The 22,785-nt window shown below is 68.6% G+C and carries 18 protein-coding genes and 1 riboswitch; of the genes, 8 read left to right on the forward strand and 10 right to left on the reverse strand.

The genetic code is table 11. The annotated features are described in order from the left end of the window. Positions 1–22: 22 nt before the first annotated feature. The 5 genes from OG510_RS04985 to OG510_RS05005 all read right to left on the reverse strand — a co-directional run bounded on the left by OG510_RS04985 (position 23) and on the right by OG510_RS05005 (position 5,884). Positions 23–655 carry an ATP/GTP-binding protein gene (locus OG510_RS04985; RefSeq protein ID WP_164266480.1) on the reverse strand — a complete coding sequence of 211 codons (633 nt, stop codon included), beginning with the start codon at positions 653–655 and terminating at the stop codon, positions 23–25. Then, positions 636–1,010: a DUF742 domain-containing protein gene (locus OG510_RS04990; RefSeq protein WP_164266481.1), complete on the reverse strand. Its 375-nt coding sequence runs from the start codon at positions 1,008–1,010 to the stop codon at positions 636–638. Before OG510_RS04990 ends, OG510_RS04985 begins: the two co-directional genes overlap by 20 nt. Continuing rightward, positions 1,007–1,414: a roadblock/LC7 domain-containing protein gene (locus OG510_RS04995; protein ID WP_164266482.1), complete on the reverse strand. Its 408-nt coding sequence runs from the start codon at positions 1,412–1,414 to the stop codon at positions 1,007–1,009. Before OG510_RS04995 ends, OG510_RS04990 begins: the two co-directional genes overlap by 4 nt. Then, on the reverse strand, positions 1,411–2,991 hold the full coding sequence (locus tag OG510_RS05000) for an ATP-binding protein (protein WP_406135490.1): 1,581 nt from the start codon (positions 2,989–2,991) through the stop codon (positions 1,411–1,413). Before OG510_RS05000 ends, OG510_RS04995 begins: the two co-directional genes overlap by 4 nt. A gap of 259 nt (positions 2,992–3,250) precedes the next feature. Beyond that, positions 3,251–5,884 (reverse strand): ATP-binding protein, encoded by a 2,634-nt coding sequence (locus tag OG510_RS05005; protein WP_406135491.1) that lies wholly within the window; start codon positions 5,882–5,884, stop codon positions 3,251–3,253. 307 nt (positions 5,885–6,191) lie between these two features. Here OG510_RS05005 and OG510_RS05010 point away from each other — a divergent pair, with 307 nt between their 5' ends. Then, a complete protein-coding gene (locus tag OG510_RS05010; RefSeq protein ID WP_406135493.1) occupies positions 6,192–6,965 on the forward strand; it encodes a DUF2127 domain-containing protein in 774 nt (257 codons plus the stop codon). Here the strand turns inward: OG510_RS05010 and OG510_RS05015 are convergent. Further along, positions 6,955–7,572: a histidine phosphatase family protein gene (locus OG510_RS05015; RefSeq protein ID WP_164266486.1), complete on the reverse strand. Its 618-nt coding sequence runs from the start codon at positions 7,570–7,572 to the stop codon at positions 6,955–6,957. The two genes, OG510_RS05010 and OG510_RS05015, sit on opposite strands and share 11 nt — an antisense overlap. Before the next feature lie 258 nt (positions 7,573–7,830). After that, the gene (locus tag OG510_RS05020; RefSeq protein WP_406135494.1) at positions 7,831–8,400 is read right to left on the reverse strand and encodes a histidine phosphatase family protein; all 570 of its coding nucleotides are present in this window, start codon (positions 8,398–8,400) and stop codon (positions 7,831–7,833) included. Positions 8,401–8,546: 146 nt separating this feature from the next. After that, a riboswitch (adenosylcobalamin (AdoCbl) riboswitch) is annotated at positions 8,547–8,691 on the forward strand. Positions 8,692–8,693: 2 nt separating this feature from the next. Here OG510_RS05020 and OG510_RS05025 point away from each other — a divergent pair. From OG510_RS05025 to OG510_RS05035, 3 genes are all read left to right on the forward strand, one after another. Beyond that, positions 8,694–8,918 (forward strand): CbtB-domain containing protein, encoded by a 225-nt coding sequence (locus OG510_RS05025; protein ID WP_203600847.1) that lies wholly within the window; start codon positions 8,694–8,696, stop codon positions 8,916–8,918. Positions 8,919–8,960: 42 nt separating this feature from the next. After that, on the forward strand, positions 8,961–9,728 hold the full coding sequence (locus OG510_RS05030; protein WP_406135496.1) for a CbtA family protein: 768 nt from the start codon (positions 8,961–8,963) through the stop codon (positions 9,726–9,728). 243 nt (positions 9,729–9,971) lie between these two features. Continuing rightward, positions 9,972–11,399: an alkaline phosphatase family protein gene (locus tag OG510_RS05035; RefSeq protein ID WP_406135497.1), complete on the forward strand. Its 1,428-nt coding sequence runs from the start codon at positions 9,972–9,974 to the stop codon at positions 11,397–11,399. Between the two features lie 151 nt (positions 11,400–11,550). Here OG510_RS05035 and OG510_RS05040 read toward each other — a convergent pair whose 3' ends face one another. Next, complete coding sequence (locus tag OG510_RS05040; RefSeq protein WP_406135498.1) at positions 11,551–12,765, reverse strand: DNA sulfur modification protein DndB; 1,215 nt, start codon at positions 12,763–12,765, stop codon at positions 11,551–11,553. 162 nt (positions 12,766–12,927) lie between these two features. On the opposite strand from OG510_RS05040, the gene OG510_RS05045 reads away from it, so the two are divergent. The 4 genes from OG510_RS05045 to OG510_RS05060 all read left to right on the forward strand — a co-directional run bounded on the left by OG510_RS05045 (position 12,928) and on the right by OG510_RS05060 (position 21,629). Next, on the forward strand, positions 12,928–15,087 hold the full coding sequence (locus OG510_RS05045) for an N-6 DNA methylase (RefSeq protein WP_406135499.1): 2,160 nt from the start codon (positions 12,928–12,930) through the stop codon (positions 15,085–15,087). 109 nt (positions 15,088–15,196) lie between these two features. Further along, entirely contained in the window at positions 15,197–17,209 is a 2,013-nt protein-coding gene (locus OG510_RS05050; RefSeq protein WP_406135500.1) for an N-6 DNA methylase, read from the forward strand. Beyond that, positions 17,206–18,453 carry a restriction endonuclease subunit S gene (locus OG510_RS05055; protein WP_406135501.1) on the forward strand — a complete coding sequence of 416 codons (1,248 nt, stop codon included), beginning with the start codon at positions 17,206–17,208 and terminating at the stop codon, positions 18,451–18,453. Before OG510_RS05050 ends, OG510_RS05055 begins: the two co-directional genes overlap by 4 nt. Then, a complete protein-coding gene (locus tag OG510_RS05060; protein WP_406135503.1) occupies positions 18,450–21,629 on the forward strand; it encodes a type I restriction endonuclease subunit R in 3,180 nt (1,059 codons plus the stop codon). The genes OG510_RS05055 and OG510_RS05060 overlap by 4 nt, the downstream gene beginning before the upstream one ends. Before the next feature lie 75 nt (positions 21,630–21,704). Here the strand turns inward: OG510_RS05060 and OG510_RS05065 are convergent, their stop codons facing one another. Beyond that, the gene (locus OG510_RS05065; protein ID WP_406135504.1) at positions 21,705–21,905 is read right to left on the reverse strand and encodes a DUF397 domain-containing protein; all 201 of its coding nucleotides are present in this window, start codon (positions 21,903–21,905) and stop codon (positions 21,705–21,707) included. Then, positions 21,902–22,753 carry a helix-turn-helix domain-containing protein gene (locus tag OG510_RS05070; RefSeq protein ID WP_406135505.1) on the reverse strand — a complete coding sequence of 284 codons (852 nt, stop codon included), beginning with the start codon at positions 22,751–22,753 and terminating at the stop codon, positions 21,902–21,904. Before OG510_RS05070 ends, OG510_RS05065 begins: the two co-directional genes overlap by 4 nt. Positions 22,754–22,785: the final 32 nt, after the last annotated feature.

Genomic DNA, 22,785 nt, shown 5'->3' on the forward strand with positions numbered 1-22,785 from the left:
GGGACGGCCGGGGCGTCCGGGGTCATCGGCCGGACGGCTGCTGGGCGCGTCGCATGGCGAGGGAGTGCAGATAGCGCATGAGCGCCATCAGGGTGTCGCGGCTGGAGGCACGCTGGCGTGCGTCGCAGTCCACGATCGGGATCTCGTCGGGCAGGTCGAGCGCGGCCCGCAGCGCCTCCAGACGGTGGCGCGGCGCGTCGGGGAAGGTGTTGATGGCGACGATGAACGGCACGCCGCGCTCCTCCAGCCGGCCGATCACGTCGAAGCTGACCTCGAGGCGGCGGGTGTCGACCAGTACGACGGCGCCGAGCGCGCCCTCGAAGAGGCCGTTCCACAGGAACCAGAAGCGTTCCTGTCCCGGGGTGCCGAAGAGGTAGAGCACGAGTTGTTCGCTGATGCTGATCCGGCCGAAGTCCATCGCCACGGTGGTGGCGGTCTTGCTCTCCACACCGGAGTTGTCGTCGACTCCGACCCCGGCCTGGGTCATCGTCTCCTCGGTGGTCAGCGGGCGGATCTCGCTCACCGAACGCACCATCGTCGTCTTGCCGACCCCGAACCCGCCCACGATCACGATCTTGACCGCGGCCGTGGCCGTGTCGGGCAGTACGTCTTCCCTCCTGGGGCCTGCGATCGTGTCAGAGCTTCTGGAGTCCATGCATCACCGCTTCGAGAAGGGCCCGGTCCGGCAGCGCGGCGCGGACGATGGGCGCGCGCGACTCGACCAGTTCGGCCGCGAGGAGATCGGTCAGCAGCGCGGTCACCACGCTGAACGGCAGGCGCAGATAGGCGGAGATCTCGGCCACGGACAGCGGTGACTTGCACAGCCGTACGATCGCGGCCTGTTCCGGCTGGACGGTCGGGGACGGCTCGGCCCGGGACACCACGATGGTGACCAGGTCGAGCGCGGCCCGTTCGCCGCCGTCCGGCCCGCCGGTGATCACATAGAGCCGTTCCGGGTCCCCCGAGTCCGGCTCCGGTGTCCGGCGTTCTCTGCGGGGCGGCGAATTCATCCGGCCTTCCCGTCGTGCCGCGGCGGGCTGGCCAGGTGGGCGCCGATCCGTACGACCATGTCGCGCATCTGCGCGCCGACCAGGCCCGCTTCGACCCGTTCGTCGGTGAGGACGGCGAGATAGGAACCGGTGCCGGCGGCCATCAGATAGAAGAACCCGCCGGTGATCTCGATGACGACGAGCCGCATCCTGCCGTCGCTCTCCGGGATCTCGGTGGCGACCGCCGCCGCCAGGCTCTGGAGCCCGGCACAGGCGGCGGCGAGCCGGTCCGCGCCGTCCGGGTCGCCGCCGTGCCGGGCGATCCGCAGGCCGTCCGCGGAGAGCACCACGATCTGCTGGATTCCGGGAACGCCGTCGGCCAGCTCCTTGAGCATCCAGTCCATGCTGCCCAGTTGCTGAATCACGCCAGGTCTCCCTTGTCCCACTCGCCGGACTCTCCGACGGCCGACGGCTCCTGCGGCACTCCGTTGGCCGCCTTGGTGAATGCCTCCAGCCAGATTCCCGGCTGGGGCTCCTCCTTCTCAGGTCGCTGTGGCTCCTCGGGTGCCAGGGGTGTGTACGGGTCGGGCTCGGGCGCCTGGGCGGGCAGCGGCGCCGCCTGCTCGGAGCCGAAGGACGAACGCAGCCGGCTGCGGCGCTGCGGCAGCCCGTTCGGGGTCCACTCGGTCACCACCGGTACGTCGTCCTCCATCGACAGCGCCGCCGGGGCGGGCCGCTTCGGCGCGGTGGCCTTGCGCGGCGCCCTGGAGGGAACGCGGTCGGCGAACGCGCCGATGTCCGTGTCCGCTCCGGTGCGGGGCTGTCCGGCCGCGCCGATCCCGTGCGCGATGCCGGGAGCGGGGCCTGTGGTGATCATCTCGCGGGGCACGATCAGCACCGCCCGGACGCCGCCGTACGCCGACTGACGCAGCGCGACCTTGAGGTTGTACATCTGGCTGAGCCGGCCGACGACGGCCATGCCGAGCCGGGGCGACTCGCCCAGGTGGTTGAGGTCCGCGCCGGCCTGCGCCTTGATCAGCATGCCCTCGGCCCGCTTGCGGGCCTCCTCGCTGAGGCTGACCCCGCCGTCCTCGATCTCGACGGCGATCCCGGTCTGCACCTCGACCGCGGTGACATGGACGCGGGTCTGCGGCGGCGAGTAACGGGTCGCGTTGTCGAGCAGTTCGGCGACCGCGTGGATCAGCGGCTCGACGGCCGGGCCCACGATCGCGACCTTGGCGATGGAGTGCAGATCGACCCGCGGGTACTCCAGGATCCGGGACATCGCACCGCGCAGCACACTGAACAGCGGTACGGGCTTGGGCCACTGGCGTCCCGGCCGGGCCCCGCCGAGCACCGAGATGCTGTCGGCGAGACGCCCGATGAGCGCGTTGCCGTGGTCGAGCCTGAGCAGGTCGTCGAAGACCTCGGGCTGGCGGCCGTGGGCCTCCTCCATCTCCCGCAGTTCCGCGGCCTGCTGGTGGACGATGGCCTGGACGCGGCGGGCGATGCCGACGAACGCGAACTGCGCGCCCTCGCGCTGCGACTCCTCGTCGTCGACGATCTTCAGCAGTGCGGCGAGGATCTCGCGCTGCGCGGAGGGGAGGTCGCGGTACATCTCGTTGTTGTCGACGAGGATGCGCATGACCTCCAGGGGCGACTCACCGTGCTTGAGCCGGTGGATCGCTGCGGGCATCAGCTCCTTGGCGAGCCGTACGGTCTCCGCGTCGTGCGCGGCGAGCCGCTGCTCCAGGAACGCCAGCCGCTCGCCGTAGGCCCGGTGGAGCGTACGGGTCGTGGAGGCGCGGCGGACGAGTGCGGTGACGAGTACGGCGATGACGACGGTGGCCAGAACTCCGGCCCAGACAAGGGGTATCCGGGCGGCCCGGTCCACCGCGACCGCGCCGACGGCCGTGGCTGCCGACGTCGTGACGACGGAGAGCAGCAGCGCACGAACCAGTGGCGCTGTCCGATCGGTTGGAGGCGCCTCAACGCGAACCATGTGATCCCTCTGGCAGTTGACGGTGGGGAGAATCGAACTATCAAGACATGTGGGAACAAGTGCATGAATACATGTCATCTCAACTCACAATGAGCGAGCGTAGCCCGATCAGATCACCGCGGCGGCATATTCTTCCAACCTTCTGCGGTGGCCGTTCCGGAGGAATAGACTCGCCGGTTTTACACAGTCAGCTGCGGTTCACACACGAGGAGTGACCGAACATATGTCCCAACTGCCCCTGAATGCGGGCAGCTTGGCATCAGTGCAGGTGCAGGGCGTTCCTGGCCCGGTCGGCGAGGCCGTCGGCGCCGCAGGACTCGGCGAGTGCGAGCCCGCGGACGAGATCCGGCTCGGAGCGGGCGGCGATCCCGAACTCCACCCGTGCCTGGGCGTGTTCGTACGCGCAGGGTGACGCCTCCAGATAGGCGACGGCCCCGCCGAGCAGCTCCACGGCGCGGCCACCGCTCTCCAGGACGGCCGCGATCCGCAGCGACTCACCGATGGCGGTGTCCGTCCCGTACCGCTCGGCCCGGTCCCTGACATAGGTCACCAGCTGCGCCGCGCGCGCCGGGTCCTCGGTGGCGAGCGCCCGCACCAGATCGCCCGCCCAGGGCGCCATGACGCTGTTGTGCCGGCCGCGCCCGCGCAACGCCTCGCCCGCCGCCTCCAGTTCGGCGACGGCCTCCTTGGTGCGGCCGCAGGCCAGGAGCAGCCTGCCGCGTACGGAGGGTGCGTCGGGGATGACGATCGCCGACGGGTACGGCGGCGCGAAGCCGTACCGCTCCGCCGCCTCGCGCGCGGCCTCGACATGGCCGCGCGCCAGCAGGGTGTCGATGAGCATGCAGGCTGCGTCCCAGTTCATCGGGAGGCCGTTGCCCACCCGCTCCGCCAGGCGCAGGCTCTCCCGCAGATAGGTCTCCGCCTCGGCCAGCCGGCCGCGCCTGCGCTGAAGATAGCCGACGAGCGCGTTGGCGAAGGAGAGGTGCCCGCCGCTCCAGCCGGACACCTCGAACGAGCGCAGCGCCTCGGAGAAGAGGCTCTCGGCCCGGTCGAGCCGGTCGGCGTAGGCGTACGAGAGGCCGAGGAGCGCGGCGGGCTCGAACCCCCAGGAGGTGCCGGTCCAGCCGATGCCCGGGGGCAGCCGTCCGTTGACCAGGGCCCGGTCGCAGATCTCGACGATCTCCTCGGCGCTCTCGCCGCGGGCCGTGCCGTCGAACGCGCGCAGTATGAGCAGGATCCGCTCGGAGTTGTCCCGGCCGCCCAGGCCGTCGGTCATCGCCGCGAGGCGGCGGGAGCGCGCGGGGCCGTCGTCCTCGACCGCCTGGACGCCCTCCCAGAGGAAGTGCGCGGTCTGGAGCCGCCGCCTGGCGGGGCCGGGCTCGGTCAGCTCCGCCTCGGCGGCCACCGCCTCGGCCGCCTCCCTGGTCTGGTTGTTGTGCGTCAGGGCCTGGGCGAGCCGGAAGACCGCGTCCGCCCGCAGGGCGCCGTCGAGCCCCGGCAGGGCGAGCGCCGCCCGCAGATGGCCGACGGTGGTGGCCGGTGAGGTCAGCAGGGTGGCGCAGCCCAGCTCGTAGAGGACGCTGGCGCGCACCGTGGGCAGCGGCGGCTCGGCCAGCGCCCGCTCCAGACAGCGCCTGGCCGCGTCGGGCGCACCCACCGCGAGGTGTTCGGCCGCGGCCTCCCTGAGCTGCGCGACCAGTTCGGGGTCGTCGTCCGGGTGGACCTGGAGCAGATGCGGGGCGGCGGCAGCGGCGCCCCGGCCTGCCATGGTGACGGCCCAGGCGGCCTGGCCGTGCATCGCGGTACGGGTGGCGGGCGGGACGGCCCGGTAGACGGCGCCCGCGATGAGCGGATGGACGAACTCCATCGGGTCGGTACCGGTCAGGATGCGGGCGGTCCGCAGCCGCTCGGCGCAGTCGGCGGCCTCGGCCTCGCTCATGCCCGCGAGCCGCCCGGCCAGGCCCAGCGAGATACCTGTCCCCAGGATCCCCGCGGCCCAGGCGAACCGGGTGGCCCCGGTGCCCAGCTCCTCCAGACGCGCGATCAGCCCCGAGCCGCGGGCCGACGCACCCAGCGCGCGCAGGGCGCCGGCGGAGTCCTCCACGGGATCGATGGCGTCGTCCCGCACCCGGGCGAGCAGCTCGACGGTCTCGTACGCGTTGCCACCGGTGACCGCCCAGACCTCGCGGCAGAACGGGTCGTCGGCGTGCGCCCCGAGCGCGCTGCGGGAGAGCTGGGCGATGGCGTCCGGGGTGAGGGCGCGCAGCTGCACGTTCTCACTGGCCGCCCCTTCCAGCACGCGCAGATAGTCGGCGGCGTCCCCTTCCGCCTCACCCGTGCGGTACGCGAGGACAACGAGCACCGGGGGTCCGTCCTCGCGTCCGGTGAAGGAGGCCAGCCAGGCCAGCGTCTCCAGATCGCACCACTGGGCGTCGTCGACGATGAACACCAGCGGGCGGAACAGCCGGCCGAGCCGCGCGGCCACGGCCTCCAGACCGTCGCGGACCCCCTGCGGGTCGGCCTGCTGCGCGCCGGGCGGGGCGACGCCGAGTGCGGGCCCGACGATGTCGTACCGGTCGCCCAGCAGATCGCGGGCGTCCCTGATCCCGGGCATCGTCAGTGCGGGCTGCAGGAGTTGGCGTACGACGTGGAAGGGTACGGAGGTGAGTGTCTCGCCGCCACGGGCCGACCAGACCGTGCAGCGTCCCGCCGCCTGCGTACTGACCGTGTCGAGCAGCGCGGTCTTCCCCAGGCCGGCCTCACCGCTGTAGATGAGGAGCCCCCCGGTGGACTCCCCCGCGCACAGCGCCTCCACGGCGCGGGCGCCCACGGCGATCTCGTTCTCCCGCTCCAGCAGCGGTACGGCGGCCGGGCGTTCCTTCCGGGACCCCATCGTTCCTCCCCTGCCTGCAAACGGATTTCGAGAATATCCCGGCAGGCCGAGGCTGCGGGGCGGTCCGGCGGGACCTCTTCACGAGTGGGCAGAAGTCCGCATGCCCGGTGGGCGTAGCCAGTAATCTTGCGAGCCGCCCCTGCCCTCGTCCCCGTACCCCGTCACCCCTGCCGGGCGGGCTTCTGTCGGTGCCCTGTCATCCGGCGCATACGATGCCCTGCTACGGTCCGCGCTGGACCGGTCCGGCCGGCAAGAACCAAGCAGCGTGAACCGAACAGCAAGAACCGACCAGCACGGGGAAGACAGCATGAAGATCGACTGGGACCGGCGCACCTGCGCACGGCGCGGACATGTGACGTACGCACCGCGGGAACCGGAACTGGCGGTGCGGCTGCGCGCCGAGACAGGGTTCGGCGAGGCGTGGCGCTGTCTCCGCTGCGGGGACTTCGCCCTCGGGGACCCGCACGGGACGGGCCCCGCGCAGGACGCCCCGCTGGTGCCGCGCGGCAAGGTGCTGCGCGATCTTTTCATCCTGCGCTTCCTCGCCGTGGAGCGCGCGGTGCGCGGCGTGTTCATCGTGCTGGTGGCGGTGGCCGTGTGGAAGTTCAGCAACAGCCAGGACGCGGTGCGCCGGCTCTTCGACGAGAACCTGAACGTGCTGCGGCCGGTGTTCCGCCACTTCAACTACGACCTGGACAACTCACCGGTCGTCGGCACCATCCAGAAGACCTTCGGCTACAAGCACTCCACGCTGGTGCTGGTGGCCGTCCTGCTGGTCGTCTACGCGCTGATCGAGATCATCGAGGGCGTCGGCCTGTGGCGTGCGAAGCGCTGGGCCGAGTATCTGACCGTCGTCGCCACAGCGGTCTTCCTGCCGCTCGAGGTCTACGAACTGACCGAGAAGGTCAGCTGGCTGAAGATCGCCACCCTGACGGTCAACATCCTGGCAGTGCTCTACATCCTGCTCGGCAAGCGCCTGTTCGGGCTGCGGGGCGGCCACGCGGCCTTCGAGGCCGAGCGGCAGAGCGCCTCGCTCCTCGAGGTCGAGACGACGGCCGGGACGGTGCCCGTCACCCGCTGACGGGCACCTGGTTCCACACAGCGAGGGCGGGGCGCCCGTGTTCGGTGCCGATCCGGCTCACGGACGCGGTGTCCAGCCGGAAGAGCGCTCCTGCCGACGCGGGCAGACCGAGGCGGCGCGCGGTCAGCACCCGCAGGAAGTGGGCGTGGCCGACCAGCACGACGTCGCCGCCCTCTCCGTCGAGGTCGGCGTCGCGCAGCGCCACGTCGACGCGCTTCAGGACCCGGTCGGCGCGCTCGCCGACCTCCTGCGGGGTCTCGCCCGGGTGCTCGGGCGGGCCCTCGGCCACTCCGTCGGTCCACAGGTCCCAGTCGGGCCGGTCCCGGTGGATCTCCGCGCTGGTGATGCCCTCGTACGCCCCGTAGTCCCACTCGTGCAGATCGGCTTCGGCGTGGGCGGGGACGAGCCCGGCCAGCTCGGCGGTCCGCCTGGCCCGGGTCAGCGTGCTGGTGAGGGTGAGCGCGATACGCCGCTCGGCCAGCAGCGGTGCGACCTTGCGGGCCTGCTCCTCGCCGGTCGCCGTCAGCGGCAGATCCGTCCAGCTGGTGTGTTTCCCGGTGCGGCTCCAGCTGGTCTCACCGTGCCGTACGAGAATCAGCTCTCCCATGACCGCCCTGCCTTTTCGCCTCTGTCACCGGGGCGCCGGTACGAAAGGGTGCCGCCGGTGACGTCTGTATTGATGTTGTACGAGCGTCGACGTCGTACAAGCGTTGATGTTGTACAAGGGCTTCAGCCTGTCACGACCAGCGGAGATTCCCGCAGCGGCGGCCCCCGGATGTGATTCTCCGCGCACCGCGCCGCCCCCTCCGCCCTGTCCGGGGCTCCTGTCCAGCAGAGCGCACCGCCCGTGGGCGCGCATCCCGGGTCACGGCTCCAGCGGCCGTCCGATGCGCAGGTTCCACCGTCCGGCCCTGCCGCTCAGCTCGGTCAGCGTGAGCGGCGCCGCGTCCAGCCGCCAGAACGCATCGGCGGGCAGGGCCAGCGCATACAGGACGGCTGCCCGCACCACCGCGGGGTCGGTGACCGCCAGCACCCGGCCGCCCCCGTCCGTCAGCCCTTCGAGCCAGCCGCCGGTCCGCTCGCGGAGTGCGTGCAGGGACTCACCGCCGTGCGGCGCGGCGGCGGGGTCCGCCAGCCAGGCGGCCACCGCGTCCGGCTCCTCCTCGGTCACATCGGCCAGGGTGCTGCCCCGCCAGCGCCCCAAGTCCCAGGCCCGGACGGCGGGTTCGGGCTCGGCCCGCAGCCCCAGCGCGGCGGCGGTCTGCCGGCAGCGGGTGTCGGGCGCGGTCAGCAGCCGGTCGGCACCCGGCACGGCGTCCGCGGCCCGCGCCGCCCTATGGGTCCCCGCCTCGTCCAGCGGCCCGTCATCGTCGAAGCGGGCCTCACGCAGCGCACCGCTGTGAGCAGGTGAGATCAACATCACTCGTACGGTCATCGCTGTCCCCGTCCCGCTGTCCGTCCGCCCGGTCTTCCGCCGTACGGGCAAGGAGATCACGCGGGCCGGGGCCGATACGCGCGGGGTGGAGCAGGCCGTCCGGCCGTACGGCGCCGTAGCGGAGCCTGCCCGTCAGGCGGTACGGTCCACGTGCACATGACGAAGGTGTGATGGAAGTCCGGTGAGATTCCGGCACGGTCGCGCCACTGTGAACCCGCCCTGCGGGAAGTCAGACCCGGCACCTTCGTCTCAGGCACCACGATCGGGACGCGTGTTCCCCAGGAGGTACTGCCATGGCAAGCACCCTTGCCCCCACCCCGGAGGCCCCCGCCACTCCGGCGATCGCCCCCATCTCCCTCAAGGCCATTGCCCCCTGGGCGGTCTTCTTCGGGATCCTGATGCTCATTCTGCTGTACTTCGTCGGCGCCGAGCAGGGCGCCACCTCGGTCGTCTCGGGCACCGATGTGCACGAGTGGGTCCACGACGGGCGTCATCTGCTCGGCTTCCCCTGCCACTGATTCCCCTGTCACCGACCTTCTGACATCCAGGGGACCTCTCTCATGAACTCCATATCCATACGCGCCCTGCTCGTCCGCGGCATGCTGTCCGGCCTGGCCGCCGGCGTGCTGGCTCTGGTCGTCGCCTATCTGCTCGGTGAGCCGCGGGTGGACGCGGCCATCGCGTTCGAGGGCGCGCACAGCCATGAGCACGAAGTGGAGGTGGTCAGCCGCTCGCTCCAGTCGACGGCCGGTCTGGCCACAGGTGTGCTCGTCTTCGGCGTCGCGGTCGGCGGAATCGCCGCTCTCGCGTTCTGCTTCGCGCTCGGCCGTATCGGCGGTTTCGGCCCGCGGGCCACGGCCGTGCTGGTCTCGGCCGGTGCCCTGATCGCGGTGTACGTCGTCCCGTTCCTCAAGTACCCGGCCAACCCGCCGTCCGTCGGCGACCCCGACACCATCGGCAAACGCACCACCCTGTACTTCCTGATGATGGTTCTCAGTGTGCTGCTCGCCGTCGGCGCGGTGATCATCGGCAGAAGGCTCGCGCCCCGGCTGGGCAACTGGAACGCGACCATCTCGGCGGGGGCCGCCTTCCTCGTGGTGGTGGGACTCGCCTATGCGTTCCTGCCCGCCGTCAACGAGGTGCCCAAGGACTTCCCGGCCACCCTGCTCTGGCAGTTCAGGCTCTCCGCGCTCGCGATCCAGCTCACTCTGTGGACCGCGTTCGGGCTGCTCTTCGGTCACCTCGCCGAGCGTCATCTCGTACCGCGGGCGGCACCGGCCCGCGACGCGAACGGCGCGACGTCGCCCACGACGGCCTCCGTCAGCTGAACGTCAACTCACCCTCCGCACAACGGACTCGACGCATCCCACGGATCCCGCCCGGACCACATCCGGGCGGGATCCGCCCGTGTGCGCGCCCCCACCCGAACACCGGGCCACGGCTTGGCCAACCCCTTGCCGCACATTGGCCACTTGTTCATCGTTTCGCTCCTCCCCTCCTCACCGGCCGCCCGCGAAGGTTCGGAAGGGCCCCGGAAAAAGGGCCCGTCCGAGCTTGAGAAGGGGATGTTCATGGCCGAGTTGACGCGACGCAGACTCCTTGGCTCAGCGGCAGGCGCCGTCGGCGGTGCCGCGGCACTCTCGCTGCTGCCGCCGAGTGTGCAGAAGGCGGTCGCGGCCGGGCCGCCGCGCCACGGCTCGCTGCGCGACATCGAACACGTCGTGATGCTGATGCAGGAGAACCGCTCGTTCGACCACTACTTCGGCACCCTGTCCGGCGTACGCGGCTTCAGCGACCCGCACGCGCAGAAGCTGCCCGACGGCAAGCCCGTCTTCTACCAGCCCGACACGGTGAACCCGAAGGGCTATCTGCTCCCGTTCCACCTGGACACGCACACATCGAGCGCCCAGGCCATCCCGTCCACCAGCCACGCCTGGTCCGTGCAGCACGAGGCGTGGAACGGCGGCCGGATGGACCAGTGGCTGCCCGCGCACCGCAAGGCCGACGGGCTCAACGGCCCCTATGTCATGGGGTATTACACCCGGGAGGACATCCCCTTCCAGTTCGCGCTGGCGGAGACCTTCACCATCTGCGACAACTACTTCTGCTCCGTGTTCGGCCCCACCTGGCCGAACCGGCTGTACTGGATGACGGGCACCCTCGACCCGAACGGCACCCAGGGCGGCCCGATCCTGAACAACACGGCCCCCACGCCGTACCGCTGGACGACCTACGCCGAGCGGCTGCAGGCGGCGGGCGTCAGCTGGAAGGTCTACCAGCAGGACGACGACTACGGCTGCAACATGCTGGAGAACTTCCAGTCGTTCAAGGACGCCAAGCCCGGTGACGAGCTGTACGAGCGCGGCGTACGCCCGCAGCCGGAGGGCACCTTCGAGGACGACGCCCGCAACGACCGGCTGCCGGCCGTCTCATGGATCATGCCGACGAGCTACCAGTCCGAGCACCCGGACTATCTCCCGGCGGCGGGCGCGGACTTCGTGGCCCAGAAGATCGAGGCCATCGCGTCCAATCCGAAGGTGTGGGCGAAGACCGCCTTCATCCTCAACTACGACGAGAACGACGGCCTGTTCGACCATGTGGCTCCGCCCACCCCGAAACCGGGCACCCAGGACGAGTTCGTCGACGGCCTGCCGATCGGCGGCGGCTTCCGGGTCCCCGCGATCATCGTGTCGCCGTGGACGGTGGGCGGCTGGGTCGCGGGCGAGCGCTTCGACCACACGTCGGCGCTCCAGTTCCTGGAGCGGTTCACGGGGGTGCGGGAGCCCAACATCACCCAGTGGCGCCGCCGCACCTTCGGCGACCTGACCTCGGCCTTCCGCTTCTCCGACACCCACCACCGCCCGCCGCACCTCCCGGAGGACACGGCCGAGCAGCTGGCCCAGGCGAAGGAGGAGGTGGCCACGCTGCCGAAGCCGGTGCTGCCGGGGGCCGACCAGAGCTTCCCGAGGCAGGAGCGGGGGCGGCGGCCGCGTACCTGAGTGTCGGGCAACCGCGGCGGTTCGCCACCGCCGCCGCGGCTGCCGCTGAAGCGCGGCAGCCGCGTGGGGTCTGGCAGGGATCGGCCGGTCAGCGAATGCGCTTCCATTCCCGGCAGCGCTGTGTCTTGACGATGATCCGTACGAGGACAACCTACTGACCGCGGATCTTCTGCCCTGCCTCGCCGGCCGGGTACAGGATCGCGTCCGCGACCCGTCCGCCGGAGTCCTTGACGCCACCGCTGAAGTTGAGGCGCCCCGACGCGCCCGCCTTCGCTGCCACACCGTCCCAGTAGCGGGCCTCCCGCTCCCACTTGATACCGGCGAGGAGGTGGTGCAGTTCCTCATCGCCGAGCGCGTTCACGGAATCGGCCCACGGTGTGGTCTGGTGCAGGGCGATACCGAGCCCCGCGAGTACGGCCGGTGCGGTGACGGCGCTGCGCGAGACGAACTGCTCACTGCGGTCCGCGATCAGGCGCACCAGCAGCGGCACGATGCTCTGCTCCACCTGCTCGGCGTTCGTCCCTGCGGGCAGCTCGTCCTCGTGGACGGTCTCCGCCGAGCGGGACAGGCCGCCGCGCCCGTAGATCGTCGTGATCACGAGGGCGCGGAGCGCGGACAGGGTGATGACCTCGGGGTCGGTCTTGCCCACCTGCCGTTTGCTGGCGTTGACGAGTTTGGTGAACGGTACGAGCTTTCCGTCAACGTCGATCTTGACGGCCTCGGCGACACGGTGAGCGAGACGCGTGGCGAAGTCCCGCTGGTCCATGGACATGGCCAGGTTCTTGGCGACGACGACGCCCTGCACATTGCGGTCGTAGAAGATCTGCCGCGCATCGGCCACGGACAGATCCACGTACAGCTCGAAGGGAACACGCACCAGGGCGAGTTCGGCGTACGTGAGCCCGAACCGCTCCGGGTCGTCGTACAACTCGTGCCAGGCAGTCGTCTGCGTCTCGCCGTCGATGGCGACGACCGAAGTACCGGGTGTGATGGTCAGCGTCCGCAGCCCGGTGCCCGGCACCAGCTCGTCGCTGAGCGCGGCGAGCGGGCCGGCGTGCCAGAAGGTGATCGGCGGGGTGGACCAGCCGGCGCCGAGCTCGCCCTTCACGCCGTCGGCGATGTACTCGGCGTAAGAGCCGACGTTCTTCCCCTTCTGCGTGGATTTCAGGGCCCGCTGCACCAACGACCGCAGTTCTGCATGGCGGCGCACCGCACCCGAGGCGGCCTTGAGCGTCTTCGTGTCCTCTTCACGGCGGGGCGACGGTACGAGCTGGACGAGTGTCGGCACAGACATGGTTCCGATCACTGCGTCGGCACGGAACGGCATGACGGTGAGCTGGGTTCCCTCGACGACCGCAGTCGGCATGGTGATGAGCATGGCAATCCCCCCCAGGGGATAGGCGATAGCTCCAATCGGAAGCAGCACCAGGTAAACATAGACATGAAAGCACTGTCAAACAATCTTCGACGTCTGACTACTGGTGTATGTTGTGAGCTGTTCGCTACCGAGAGGTCCAGGACCCCCGCCATGCCTCAGCCATCCGCCCAGGTGACAGCCGCCGAGATCTCACGCATCGCGGGAGTCACGCGCGCCACCGTCAGCAACTGGCGCCGTCGGCATGACGACTTCCCGGCCCCCGCGGGAGGCAACGAGAGCAGCCCCCTGTACGACCTGCTGGAAGTCCGGGCGTGGCTGCGCGCACGCGGCCACGCCGCAGCGGTCAGCCCTCTGGAGGAGCTGCGCACCACGTTGCGGCTGCACCCACAGGGCAGCGGAGTCGCGACAAAGCTGCTGTCCCTGATGCTCGCCGCCGCCCGCCGCACACCGGACGAGCTGGCCGCGCTGGCCGTGCTGCCGGACACCGACCTCATCGCCTGGGCGGAGAGCGCGGAAACGAGCCTTGCGGACAGCGTCCCTGCAGCTGAGACCGTCCACTTCTCGACGCGTGACACCGCAGCCTTGAGGGCACTGCTCCTCTCTGTACGGACCGAGAGCGGCAGGGCCACCTTGGAAGTCCTGGCAGAACGAGAGCTGGAGGACAGTGCCGCCAGTGGCACCTATCAGACCCCGGAGCCCCTCGCGGACCTGGTCACCAGACTGATTCCCGGAGGGATCGACCGGGTCCTCGACCCCGCGTGCGGCAGCGGCACCCTGCTCGCGGCTGCGGCCCGGCAGGGCACAACCGAGTTGTACGGCCAGGACAGCGTCCCCGTGCAGACCCAGCGCAGCGCGGTGAGCCTGCTCCTTGCCGCCCCGGACGCGACGGTCACGGTCCGCACCGGCGACAGCCTCCGCTCCGACGCCTTCGGGCAGCTCACCGCCGACGCCGTCGTGTGCAACCCGCCCTACGGCGACCGCGACTGGGGTCACGACGAGCTGGCCTACGACCCGCGCTGGGCCTACGGTGTGCCGCCGCGCGCCGAGTCCGAACTGGCCTGGGTCCAGCACGCACTCGCGCACCTCGTGCCGGGCGGCTGGGCCGTGCTGATCCTTCCGCCGGCCACCGCCTCCCGGGCCTCGGGCCGCCGCGTACGGATGAACATGGTACGCAGCGGAGCCGTACGGGCCGTCATGGCACTGCCGCCCGGGGCGGCGACGCCCTGGCATGTGGGACTGCAGATCTGGGTGCTGCAACGCCCCGAACCGGACGGTCTCGAGCGGAAGTCGGTGCTGTTCGTCGACACGGCGGAGGCAGCGGTCATCGGGGGCAGTGAGAGTGCCCATGCCTCGGGGACGGCCGCAGGCGGTACCCGCAGCGGCGGGCCGCGCTCAGGCCCTCGATCCGTCGGGGCGTCGCTGAACTGGACCGCCCTGACGGACACCGCCCTCACCCACTGGGCGGCCTTCATGGATGCCCCGGAGGCCTTCACCGACGAGCCCGGTACCGCACGCGCTGTCCCCGTCATCGACCTCCTCGACGACGTCGTCGACCTCTCCCCCGCCCGGCATGTACGCGTCTCACGGACCGACATCGAACCGGCCGAGCTGGCACGGGAAACGGACGACGCACGCCGCCGACTGGTCGCAAGCGCCAAATCCCTTGGCAAGGCGGCAGGTTACGTGGATTGGCGCGCGGCCGGACCTGCGGCCCGTGAGTGGCGTACGGCGACCGCGTCGGACCTCGCCCGGGGTGGCGCACTCACCCTGCTGCGTACGGCACCGGACACGCGGGGGCCCGACGCCCCGGTGCCGGCCGTCGCCGTACTCACGGGTATGGACATCGCCCGCGGCACCGGCCCGTCCGGCGACCCGAGCGGTCTGCGCTCCGACTCGGCGCCGGTGGTAGCGACGGGCGACGTGCTCGTACGGGCCGTCGCGGGCGCCAGCGGCCCCATGGCCCGCGTCGCGGACGCGGCGGACGAAGGGGCATTGCTCGGCCCACAGGTACACCTCTTCCGGCCCGATCCTGCACGGCTCGACCCGTGGTTCCTCGCCGGGTTCATGGGCGCGGAGGAGAACATCGCCGGCGCGTCGACCGGCAGCACCGTCCTGCACGTCAGCCCGGGGCGACTGCGCGTACCGCTCCTGCCGCTGGAGGAACAGCGGCGCTACGGCGAGGCGTTCCGCCGCGTACACGAACTGAGGGCGGAGGCGCGGCGCGCCACGGAGGTGGCCGAGGAGACGGCGAGACTGCTGGCGGGAGGGCTGACAGGTGGCGGACTTGTCCCGCCGTCCGCCGCCGGGTGACGCCTCCCGCGGATCGGCCTGAACGCACTCCATGACCTTCACGTAACGACCACAATTGCCAGAACCCGCTCCGGCAGGGCGGGGGTCCGAAAGGAAACCGGGGAATCCCTTGAACAGCAGCAAGCACACGGAGCTGGCGAACCATGCCTGGTCCGTCGCCGACCTTCTGCGCGGTGACTACAAGCAGTCCGACTACGGAAAGGTCATCCTTCCGTTCACGGTGCTGCGCCGCCTGGAGTGTGTCCTGGAGCCGACGAGGCAGAAGGTCGCCGAGACGGCCGCCATCTACGAGGACCAGGAGATCGACGGGGATCACTTCCTGCGCCGGGCATCGGGCCACTCGTTCTACAACAAGAGCGCGCTGACGCTGAAGAAGATCGCTGCCGACCCGCAGAACATGGCGAAGAACCTGACGGTGTATGTCGGCTCCTTCTCCGAGAACGCCACCGACGTCCTGGACAAGTTCGAGTTCGCCCAGCAGATCAAGAAGCTCGACGCGGCGGGCCTGCTCTACAAGGTCGTCGGCAAGTTCACCGACCTGGACCTGCGCCCCGAGATCGTGCCCAACCACAACATGGGCTACATCTTCGAGGAACTGATCCGCCGCTTCGCGGAGCAGTCGAACGAGACCGCGGGTGAGCACTTCACCCCGCGCGAAGTCATCAAGCTGATGGTCAACCTGCTGATCGCCCCGGACGGCGACGCGCTCAGCGTGCCGGGCGTGGTGCGCACGGTCATGGACCCGGCCTGCGGCACGGGCGGAATGCTCAGCGCGGCCGAGGAGCACATCAGGGCGTTGAACCCGGACGCCACGGTGGAGGTGTACGGGCAGGAGCTCAACCCGGAGTCGTGGGCGATCTGCCGGTCGGACCTGATGATCAAGGGGCAGTATCCGGAGAACATCGCGTTCGGCAACTCCTTCTCCGATCCCGGGCAGAAGCGGGGCGAGAAGTTCGACTACCTGCTGGCCAATCCGCCGTTCGGTGTGGAGTGGAAGAAGGTCAAGGAGGAGGTCGAGTACGAGCACCGGAATCTGGGCGACGCCGGCCGCTTCGGTGCCGGTCTGCCGCGCATCAACGATGGTTCGCTGCTCTTCCTTCAGCACATGATCTCGATGATGAAGCCGGTGGACGTGAACGGCGGGGGCGGCTCGCGTATCGCCATTGTCTTCAACGGCTCCCCGCTCTTCACGGGCGCGGCGGGGTCGGGCGAGTCGGAAATCCGCCGCTGGATCCTGGAGAACGACTGGCTGGAAGCGATCGTCGCGCTGCCGGACCAGCTCTTCTACAACACGGGGATCTCTACGTACTTCTGGATCCTGACCAACCGCAAGGACGCCCAGCACAAGGGCAAGGTCGTGCTGCTGGACGCGCGCGACCAGTGGGTGAAGATGCGCAAGTCGCTGGGCGACAAGCGCAAGGAGCTGGGCGACGGCGAGAATGGCAAGCCGAACCACATCGCCGACATCACGCGCCTGTATGGGGACGCGGTGGCAGCTGCGGCGGACGCCGAGCATCCATTGCACAGCAAGGTGAAGGTCTTCGACAACTCGGCGTTCGGCTACCAGCGCATCACGGTCGAGCGCCCGTTGAAGCTGCGGTTCGAACTGACGGAGGAGACGCTGGGGGCGCTGGAGGCGTCCAAGGTGTTCCAGAAGTTGCCGAACGCTTCGGTCCTTCTTGACGCCTTCGAGTCGACGAACGTCCGGTCCTGGGCAACGAAGTCAGAGGCGTGGGTTGCGCTGAAGGATGCGGCGGTTGCGGCCGGCACGACGTGGCCGACTGGCGCGCCGTTCAACAAGGCGTTGCGGGACTCGGTTGGCGTACGAGATCCGGAGGGCGAGGTCCAGAAGATCAAGGGCCAGTCGGAGCCGGATTCAGAGCTGCGGGACTACGAGAATGTGCCGCTGGGCGAGGCCGTCGAGGAGTACCTGAAGCGGGAGGTGCACCCACACGTACCGGAAGCGTGGATCGACCACACGAAAACCAAGATTGGATACGAGATTCCGTTCACGCGGCACTTCTATGTGTACGAACCGCCGCGGCCTCTGACTGACATCGACGCGGAGCTGAAGGAACTTGAGGCGGAAATCCAGGCGCTGCTAGGCGAGGTAACGGAATGACCTCGTTTCGAATCAAAGATGTAGCGCGTATCAACCGGCACGTACTCCCGGAGACCACTGACCCAGACTTCCGATTTCGATACATCGACATCAGCTCAGTGGATGGACTCGGGAACGTGTCCGTCCCGGATAGCGATACGGTTTTCTCTTCCGCGCCTTCCCGAGCGCGACGTACGGCACTCCCTAACTCTGTCCTCGTATCAACAGTAAGGACCTATCTACGGGCCGTAGCCGTGGCTCCTGACCATGAATATCCTCTGGTCTTTTCGACGGGATTCGCGATCTTGGACGCCGAGCCCGAGGTGTGTAGTCGCTTCCTCGGGTATTACTGCCGCTCGCAACCATTCATTGATGAGGTAGTGGCCAGGTCAACGGGTGTGAGCTATCCCGCGATCAATGCATCCGAGATTGGCAACTTGCCGATCTGGCTGCCATCCCTCGACGAGCAGCTTCGCATCGCCGACTTCCTCGACGCCGAGACCGCCCGCATTGATCGACTTGTTGATCTGCAAAAGAGAGTAGTTGACAAACTCAATGAGCGGGAGGCCGCACAACTCGACATTGCGATCGATGAGCTAATTTCGCGATCAGCTACTGCGCCCCTCCGTCGCTTTGTATGGCGCGTTGATCAGGGCGTGAGCCCCCAATGCGAGGCGGTGCCTGCATCTGACGAAGAGTGGGGAGTTCTCAAGGTCAGCTGCCTGCGACCTGGGGTGTTCAACCCAGGAGAAAACAAGCGCCTCCCAGATGACCTTCAACCTGAGCGCAGCAGCGAAGTACGCGAGGGTGATCTCCTCATCACCCGAGCGAACACACCGCAGTTGGTCGGCTCAACGGCGGTCGTCCCCAAAGTCCGCAGTAAGCTCCTCCTTCCCGACAAAATCTTCCGGGTTCGGCTATCCGAAGGCATGATGCCTGAATTCGTCGCCACTATCGCACGAGGAAGCCGCATTAGATCTTTGAGCGCTGCCGGATCCAACGGAGCATCTCAATCCATGGCTAACATCAGGTTCGAGGAGGTCAAGGGATGGCCTGTACCAGCGGTAAAGAGAGCGGCGCAAGAGGAATTCGTGGACCGTATTGCACGGAGCCGAGAGCAACTTGACGCCTTGCGCTCCTTGGTCGACCGTCAGATCACCCTCCTTTCCGAACGCCGCCAAGCCCTCATCACCGCCGCCGTAACCGGCCAGTTCGACGTCTCTACCGCCAGCGGGCGCAACGTAACGGACGGAGTACAGGCATGAGTCCCATCCACGACGAATCCGCCTTCGGCAAGGCCATAGTCGCCGCGATGACCGAGCGCGGCTGGCGCGAAGCCCAGCCCGAGGACTACCAGGCCGACCTCGGCCTGGACACCAACGAGCTGTTCACCTTCCTCGGCGAGACCCAGGGCGACGAGTGGCACGAACTCCTCGCCGTCTACGGCAACGACGTCAACGAGGCCCAGCGCGGCTTCGCCCGGCGCCTCGACAAGGCCATCAGCGATGACGGCCTGCTCACCGTCCTCCGCAACGGCGTCAAGGACCGGGGCGTCCGCCTCCACGTGGCCTACTTCAAGCCGAATCTCGTCGCCGACGACTCCGTGCTCGACGGCTACCGTGCCAACCGCCTCACCGTCGTACGCGAACTCCGTTACGCCACCAAGCAGGCCGACTGGGACAACCGGCTCGACCTCACCCTGTTCCTCAACGGAATCCCCATCGCCACCGCCGAGTTGAAGAACCCGCTCACCCGGCAGGGCGTGGAGCACGCCAAGGAGCAGTACCGCACCGACCGCGACCCCACCGAGCTGATCTTCACCCGCCGCGTGATCGCCAACTTTGCCGTCGATCCGGATCTCGTCTTCGTAGCAACCCAGCTCCGCGGCAAGAACACGCGCTTCCTCCCCTTCAACACCGGCTCCAACGGCGCCGGCCTGCCCGGCGGAGCGGGCAACCCCGACCCGACCGCGTACGGCGCCTACGCCACCTCCTACCTGTGGGAGCAGGTCTGGGCACGGGACAACTGGCTCGATCTGCTCCAGCGATTCGTGCACCAGGCGAAGACCAAGACGCCCGGCGGCGGCACCACCAAGTCGACGATCTTCCCGCGCTTCCACCAGTGGGACGTCGTCAAGAGGCTGACCACCCACGCCGCCACTCACGGCGTGGGCCAGAACTACCTCATCATGGCCTCCGCCGGTTCCGGTAAGTCGAACACCATCGGCTGGCTGGCTCACCGCCTGAGCGACCTGCACGCCGACACCGACCCACGCACCCTCGACACGGAGGCCCTGGCGGCCAGCCGAGTCAAGCCGGGGTCACCCGTCTTCGACAAGGTCATCGTCATCACCGACCGCCGCAACCTGGACGCCCAGCTCCGGGAAACGGTCGGCAGCTTCTCGCAGACCGAGGGACTGGTCGTGAAGGTCGACGAGAAGCACGGAGCAAAGAGCGAGCAGCTCGCCCGCGCGCTGTCCCGGGACACAGGCAAGATCGTGACGGTCACGCTGCACTCGTTCCCCGCGCTCATCGATTACATCGAGCGCAACCCGACGGAGATCGACGGCATCAACTTCGCCATCGTCATCGACGAGGCGCACTCCTCTCAGTCCGGCGACGCCTCCACCGCCGTCAAGGCCGCGTTGCGCGACCTCGGTCTGGACGCGGACACGGAGGAGCAGGGCGCGAGCGCGGCCACGGTCTACGAGAAGCTGAAGAAGAAGGCGGTGGAGCGCTCCCGGGCCGCGAACCTCTCCTACTTCGCCTTCACCGCCACCCCGAAGGCCAAGACCCTCGAACTCTTCGGCACAGAACACACGGTGGACGGCAAAGCCGTCTACCGCCCCTTCCACACGTACTCCATGCGCCAGGCCATCGAGGAAGGCTTCATCCTCGACCCGCTGCGCAACTACGTCACGTACAACACGTACTGGAAGCTGGTGAATCAGAACCCGGACGAGAAGGAGGTCGACCCCTCAAAGGCGAACGGCCTGCTCGCCCGGTTCGCACTCACCCACGAGCACACCGTCTCCCAGCACGCCCAGGTGGTCGTCGAACACTTCCTCACGCACACCCGCGGCCGGCTCGGCGGGCGCGCCAAGTCCATGGTGGTGACCGCTTCCCGGCAGTCCGCCGTACAGATGGCGCGGGCGATCAAGAGTTACATCAAGGACCGGGAGTACGACACCAAGCACCCGGACCTGGGTGTCCTGGTCGCGTTCTCCGGTTCGCTCACCATCGACGACGAGGAGACCACCGAACCCAAGGAGAACGGCGGGATCACCGAGAGCGCGCTGCCCAAGGCGTTCGCGTACACCCGTGCCGACGACAAGGCCGCCAACGCGGGTGGGCGGGGCCAGCAGGAGTTCAAGATCCTGGTGGTCGCCGAGAAGTACCAGACCGGCTTCGACCAGCCACTGCTGACGACCATGTACGTCAACAAGAAGCTGACCGGCATCTCCGCGGTACAGACGCTCTCCCGTCTCAACCGCACCGCCGACCGCAAGTCCCAGGCCGATCTGGCGGTCCTGGACTTCGTCAACGAAGCCGAGGACATCCAGGACGCGTTCCGCCCGTACTTCGAGGAGGCGATGACCCTCCCCTCCGACCCCAACCTGCTCTACACCGCGCAGAGCCGCGTGATGTCGGCGCCCATCATCTCCGAGGCGGAGATGGACGAGTTCGCCGCCGCATACTTCGCGGCAAAGGAGAAGGCGGCAGGTTCGCAGGCCAAGTGGGAGAAGCTGCACGCCGAGCTGTACCGGCTGCTCTCCCCCGCCGTGGCCCGCTTCACCCCGCTCGTGGAGAGCGATGACGAGGACGACGTGGAGACCGCCGAGGACTTCCGCTCGGACCTCAACGACTATGTACGCAAGTACGGCTTCCTCGCACAGATCGTGCCCTACCGCGACCCCGAGCTGGAGCGTCTCCACCTCTACGGCCGCTACCTCCTCAACCGGCTCCCGCGCCGGGCGGACGGTGGCGTCGACATAGGGGAGATCGATCTCAGCTATCTGCGCGTGGAGAAGACCGGTGAGGCCGACGTCTCCCTCACGTCCGAAGGCCCGGCAGAACTCAAGGGTTTCGGTGAGGGCTCCGGTAGTGCGGCCGAGGCGGAGAAGTCGCTGCTGTCCGAGCTGATCGACAAGTTCAACGCCAAGTTCGGCACGGACTTCACCGAGCAGGACCTCATCCGGCCCTTCAACGAGGCCAAGGCCGACGCGAAGGTCCGGGCGGCGGCTGTCGTCAACGACGAGGACAATTTCGGCAAGGTCTTCGACAAGGTCTTCGCCGACAAGATGGCCGACCACATCGACACGATCGCCGGTATGGGACGTCAGTACTTCGGGCCGGACAAGGGCTTCAAGTCCAACCTGGACCGCAGCGCGCGCCGGGCGGCGTGGCGGATGATCCGCCGCGAGGAGGACGTGGACGAGTAGCCCCTACTACGCACGGGGGTCCCGCCGTTACGCCTTTGCTGCGCAGGGCGGGACCCTCCCATGGTTGCGGGCGCTTCAGGTAGTGGCCAGCCCCACGAACTCGGCCCAAGCATCATGTTTTACGGTCAGCACGGGGCTGTCGAATTGCTTCGAGTCCCGGACATGCACCTGCTTGGACGCTGAGGCGACCTCCAAGCACTCGCCGCCTTCAGCCCCGCTGTAGCTGCTCTTGAACCAGGCCAGTTCCTGCGTCACAGCAGCATCTGTGGTGTTCATAGGTCTCCCAGCAACTTCTCGATGAATCCAAGAGACTCCCGTGGAGTGAGAGCCTGCGACCGGATAATCCCATAGCGCGCTGCCACGGAGCGCACCTCGTCTCGGTCGGTCATCAGGATGCTGCGCCCTTGCACCTCCACGTAGGCAACCTGCTCACCACTTTTGCGGGTGATGAGAGTGAACGGCCCGTCCACTCCCGCGTTGTCCTCGTGGGCGATAGGCATGGCCTGGATCTCGACGTTGCGCTTCTGCCCGACGAGAAGCAGGTGCTCAAGTACGCCACGCAGTACGGAGCTTCCACCGAACGGCTTGCGGAGAACTTGCTCTTCGATCACAAAGCTCATCAACGGCGCAGGCCATCGGTTGAAGATCTCCTGCCGTGCAAGACGCGCCGACACCCGTCGTTCAATGGTGTCCTCGTCCAGAAGAGGCCGACGCATCCTGAGGAGCGCGCGCATGTAGTCCTCAGTCTGCAGAAGCCCCGGCACTGCGCTAACCGCAAACAGAAGCAGCTCAAGCGCTTCGGTCTCCAAACGGGCTGCATCCCGGAAGAACGCCGGGTACTGCGCCCGCGCGACCTCCTCCTTCAGCACCTTCAACAGCCCGCCGGCATCCAGCACCTCGTCTGCCTTGTCGATGAACACCGGCTGTGGGATCCGTCTCCCCTGCTCGAACGACGCGACCGACTGCGCCGCGTACCCCACCAGCTTCCCGAACTCCGCCCGGTCCAGCCCCGACCGCAGCCGCAGCAGCTTCAACTGCCGACCGAACGCGATCATCACCCCCGATCCCGGCTCGTCCTCCGCCCGGTTCCCGGACTCCCCCACAACCGCCTCGTCCTGCGTCATCGCCACCCGCCTGTCCCACGTACGTACACGCC

Source organism: Streptomyces sp. NBC_01089, from assembly GCF_045162975.1.
Lineage (GTDB): Bacteria > Actinomycetota > Actinomycetes > Streptomycetales > Streptomycetaceae > Streptomyces.

Coding starts and splice junctions, on each gene's coding strand:
- OG510_RS05035 (WP_406135497.1), top strand. CDS start 9,972: ATGGCCGAGTTGACGCGACGCAGACTCCTTGGCTCAGCGGCAGGCGCC.
- OG510_RS05070 (WP_406135505.1), bottom strand. CDS start 22,753: ATGACGCAGGACGAGGCGGTTGTGGGGGAGTCCGGGAACCGGGCGGAG.
- OG510_RS05055 (WP_406135501.1), top strand. CDS start 17,206: ATGACCTCGTTTCGAATCAAAGATGTAGCGCGTATCAACCGGCACGTA.
- OG510_RS04990 (WP_164266481.1), bottom strand. CDS start 1,010: ATGAATTCGCCGCCCCGCAGAGAACGCCGGACACCGGAGCCGGACTCG.
- OG510_RS05015 (WP_164266486.1), bottom strand. CDS start 7,572: ATGGGAGAGCTGATTCTCGTACGGCACGGTGAGACCAGCTGGAGCCGC.
- OG510_RS05040 (WP_406135498.1), bottom strand. CDS start 12,765: ATGCCGACTGCGGTCGTCGAGGGAACCCAGCTCACCGTCATGCCGTTC.
- OG510_RS05045 (WP_406135499.1), top strand. CDS start 12,928: ATGCCTCAGCCATCCGCCCAGGTGACAGCCGCCGAGATCTCACGCATC.
- OG510_RS05020 (WP_406135494.1), bottom strand. CDS start 8,400: ATGACCGTACGAGTGATGTTGATCTCACCTGCTCACAGCGGTGCGCTG.
- OG510_RS05060 (WP_406135503.1), top strand. CDS start 18,450: ATGAGTCCCATCCACGACGAATCCGCCTTCGGCAAGGCCATAGTCGCC.
- OG510_RS05030 (WP_406135496.1), top strand. CDS start 8,961: ATGAACTCCATATCCATACGCGCCCTGCTCGTCCGCGGCATGCTGTCC.
- OG510_RS04985 (WP_164266480.1), bottom strand. CDS start 655: ATGGACTCCAGAAGCTCTGACACGATCGCAGGCCCCAGGAGGGAAGAC.
- OG510_RS05025 (WP_203600847.1), top strand. CDS start 8,694: ATGGCAAGCACCCTTGCCCCCACCCCGGAGGCCCCCGCCACTCCGGCG.
- OG510_RS05065 (WP_406135504.1), bottom strand. CDS start 21,905: ATGAACACCACAGATGCTGCTGTGACGCAGGAACTGGCCTGGTTCAAG.
- OG510_RS05000 (WP_406135490.1), bottom strand. CDS start 2,991: ATGGTTCGCGTTGAGGCGCCTCCAACCGATCGGACAGCGCCACTGGTT.
- OG510_RS05010 (WP_406135493.1), top strand. CDS start 6,192: ATGAAGATCGACTGGGACCGGCGCACCTGCGCACGGCGCGGACATGTG.
- OG510_RS05005 (WP_406135491.1), bottom strand. CDS start 5,884: ATGGGGTCCCGGAAGGAACGCCCGGCCGCCGTACCGCTGCTGGAGCGG.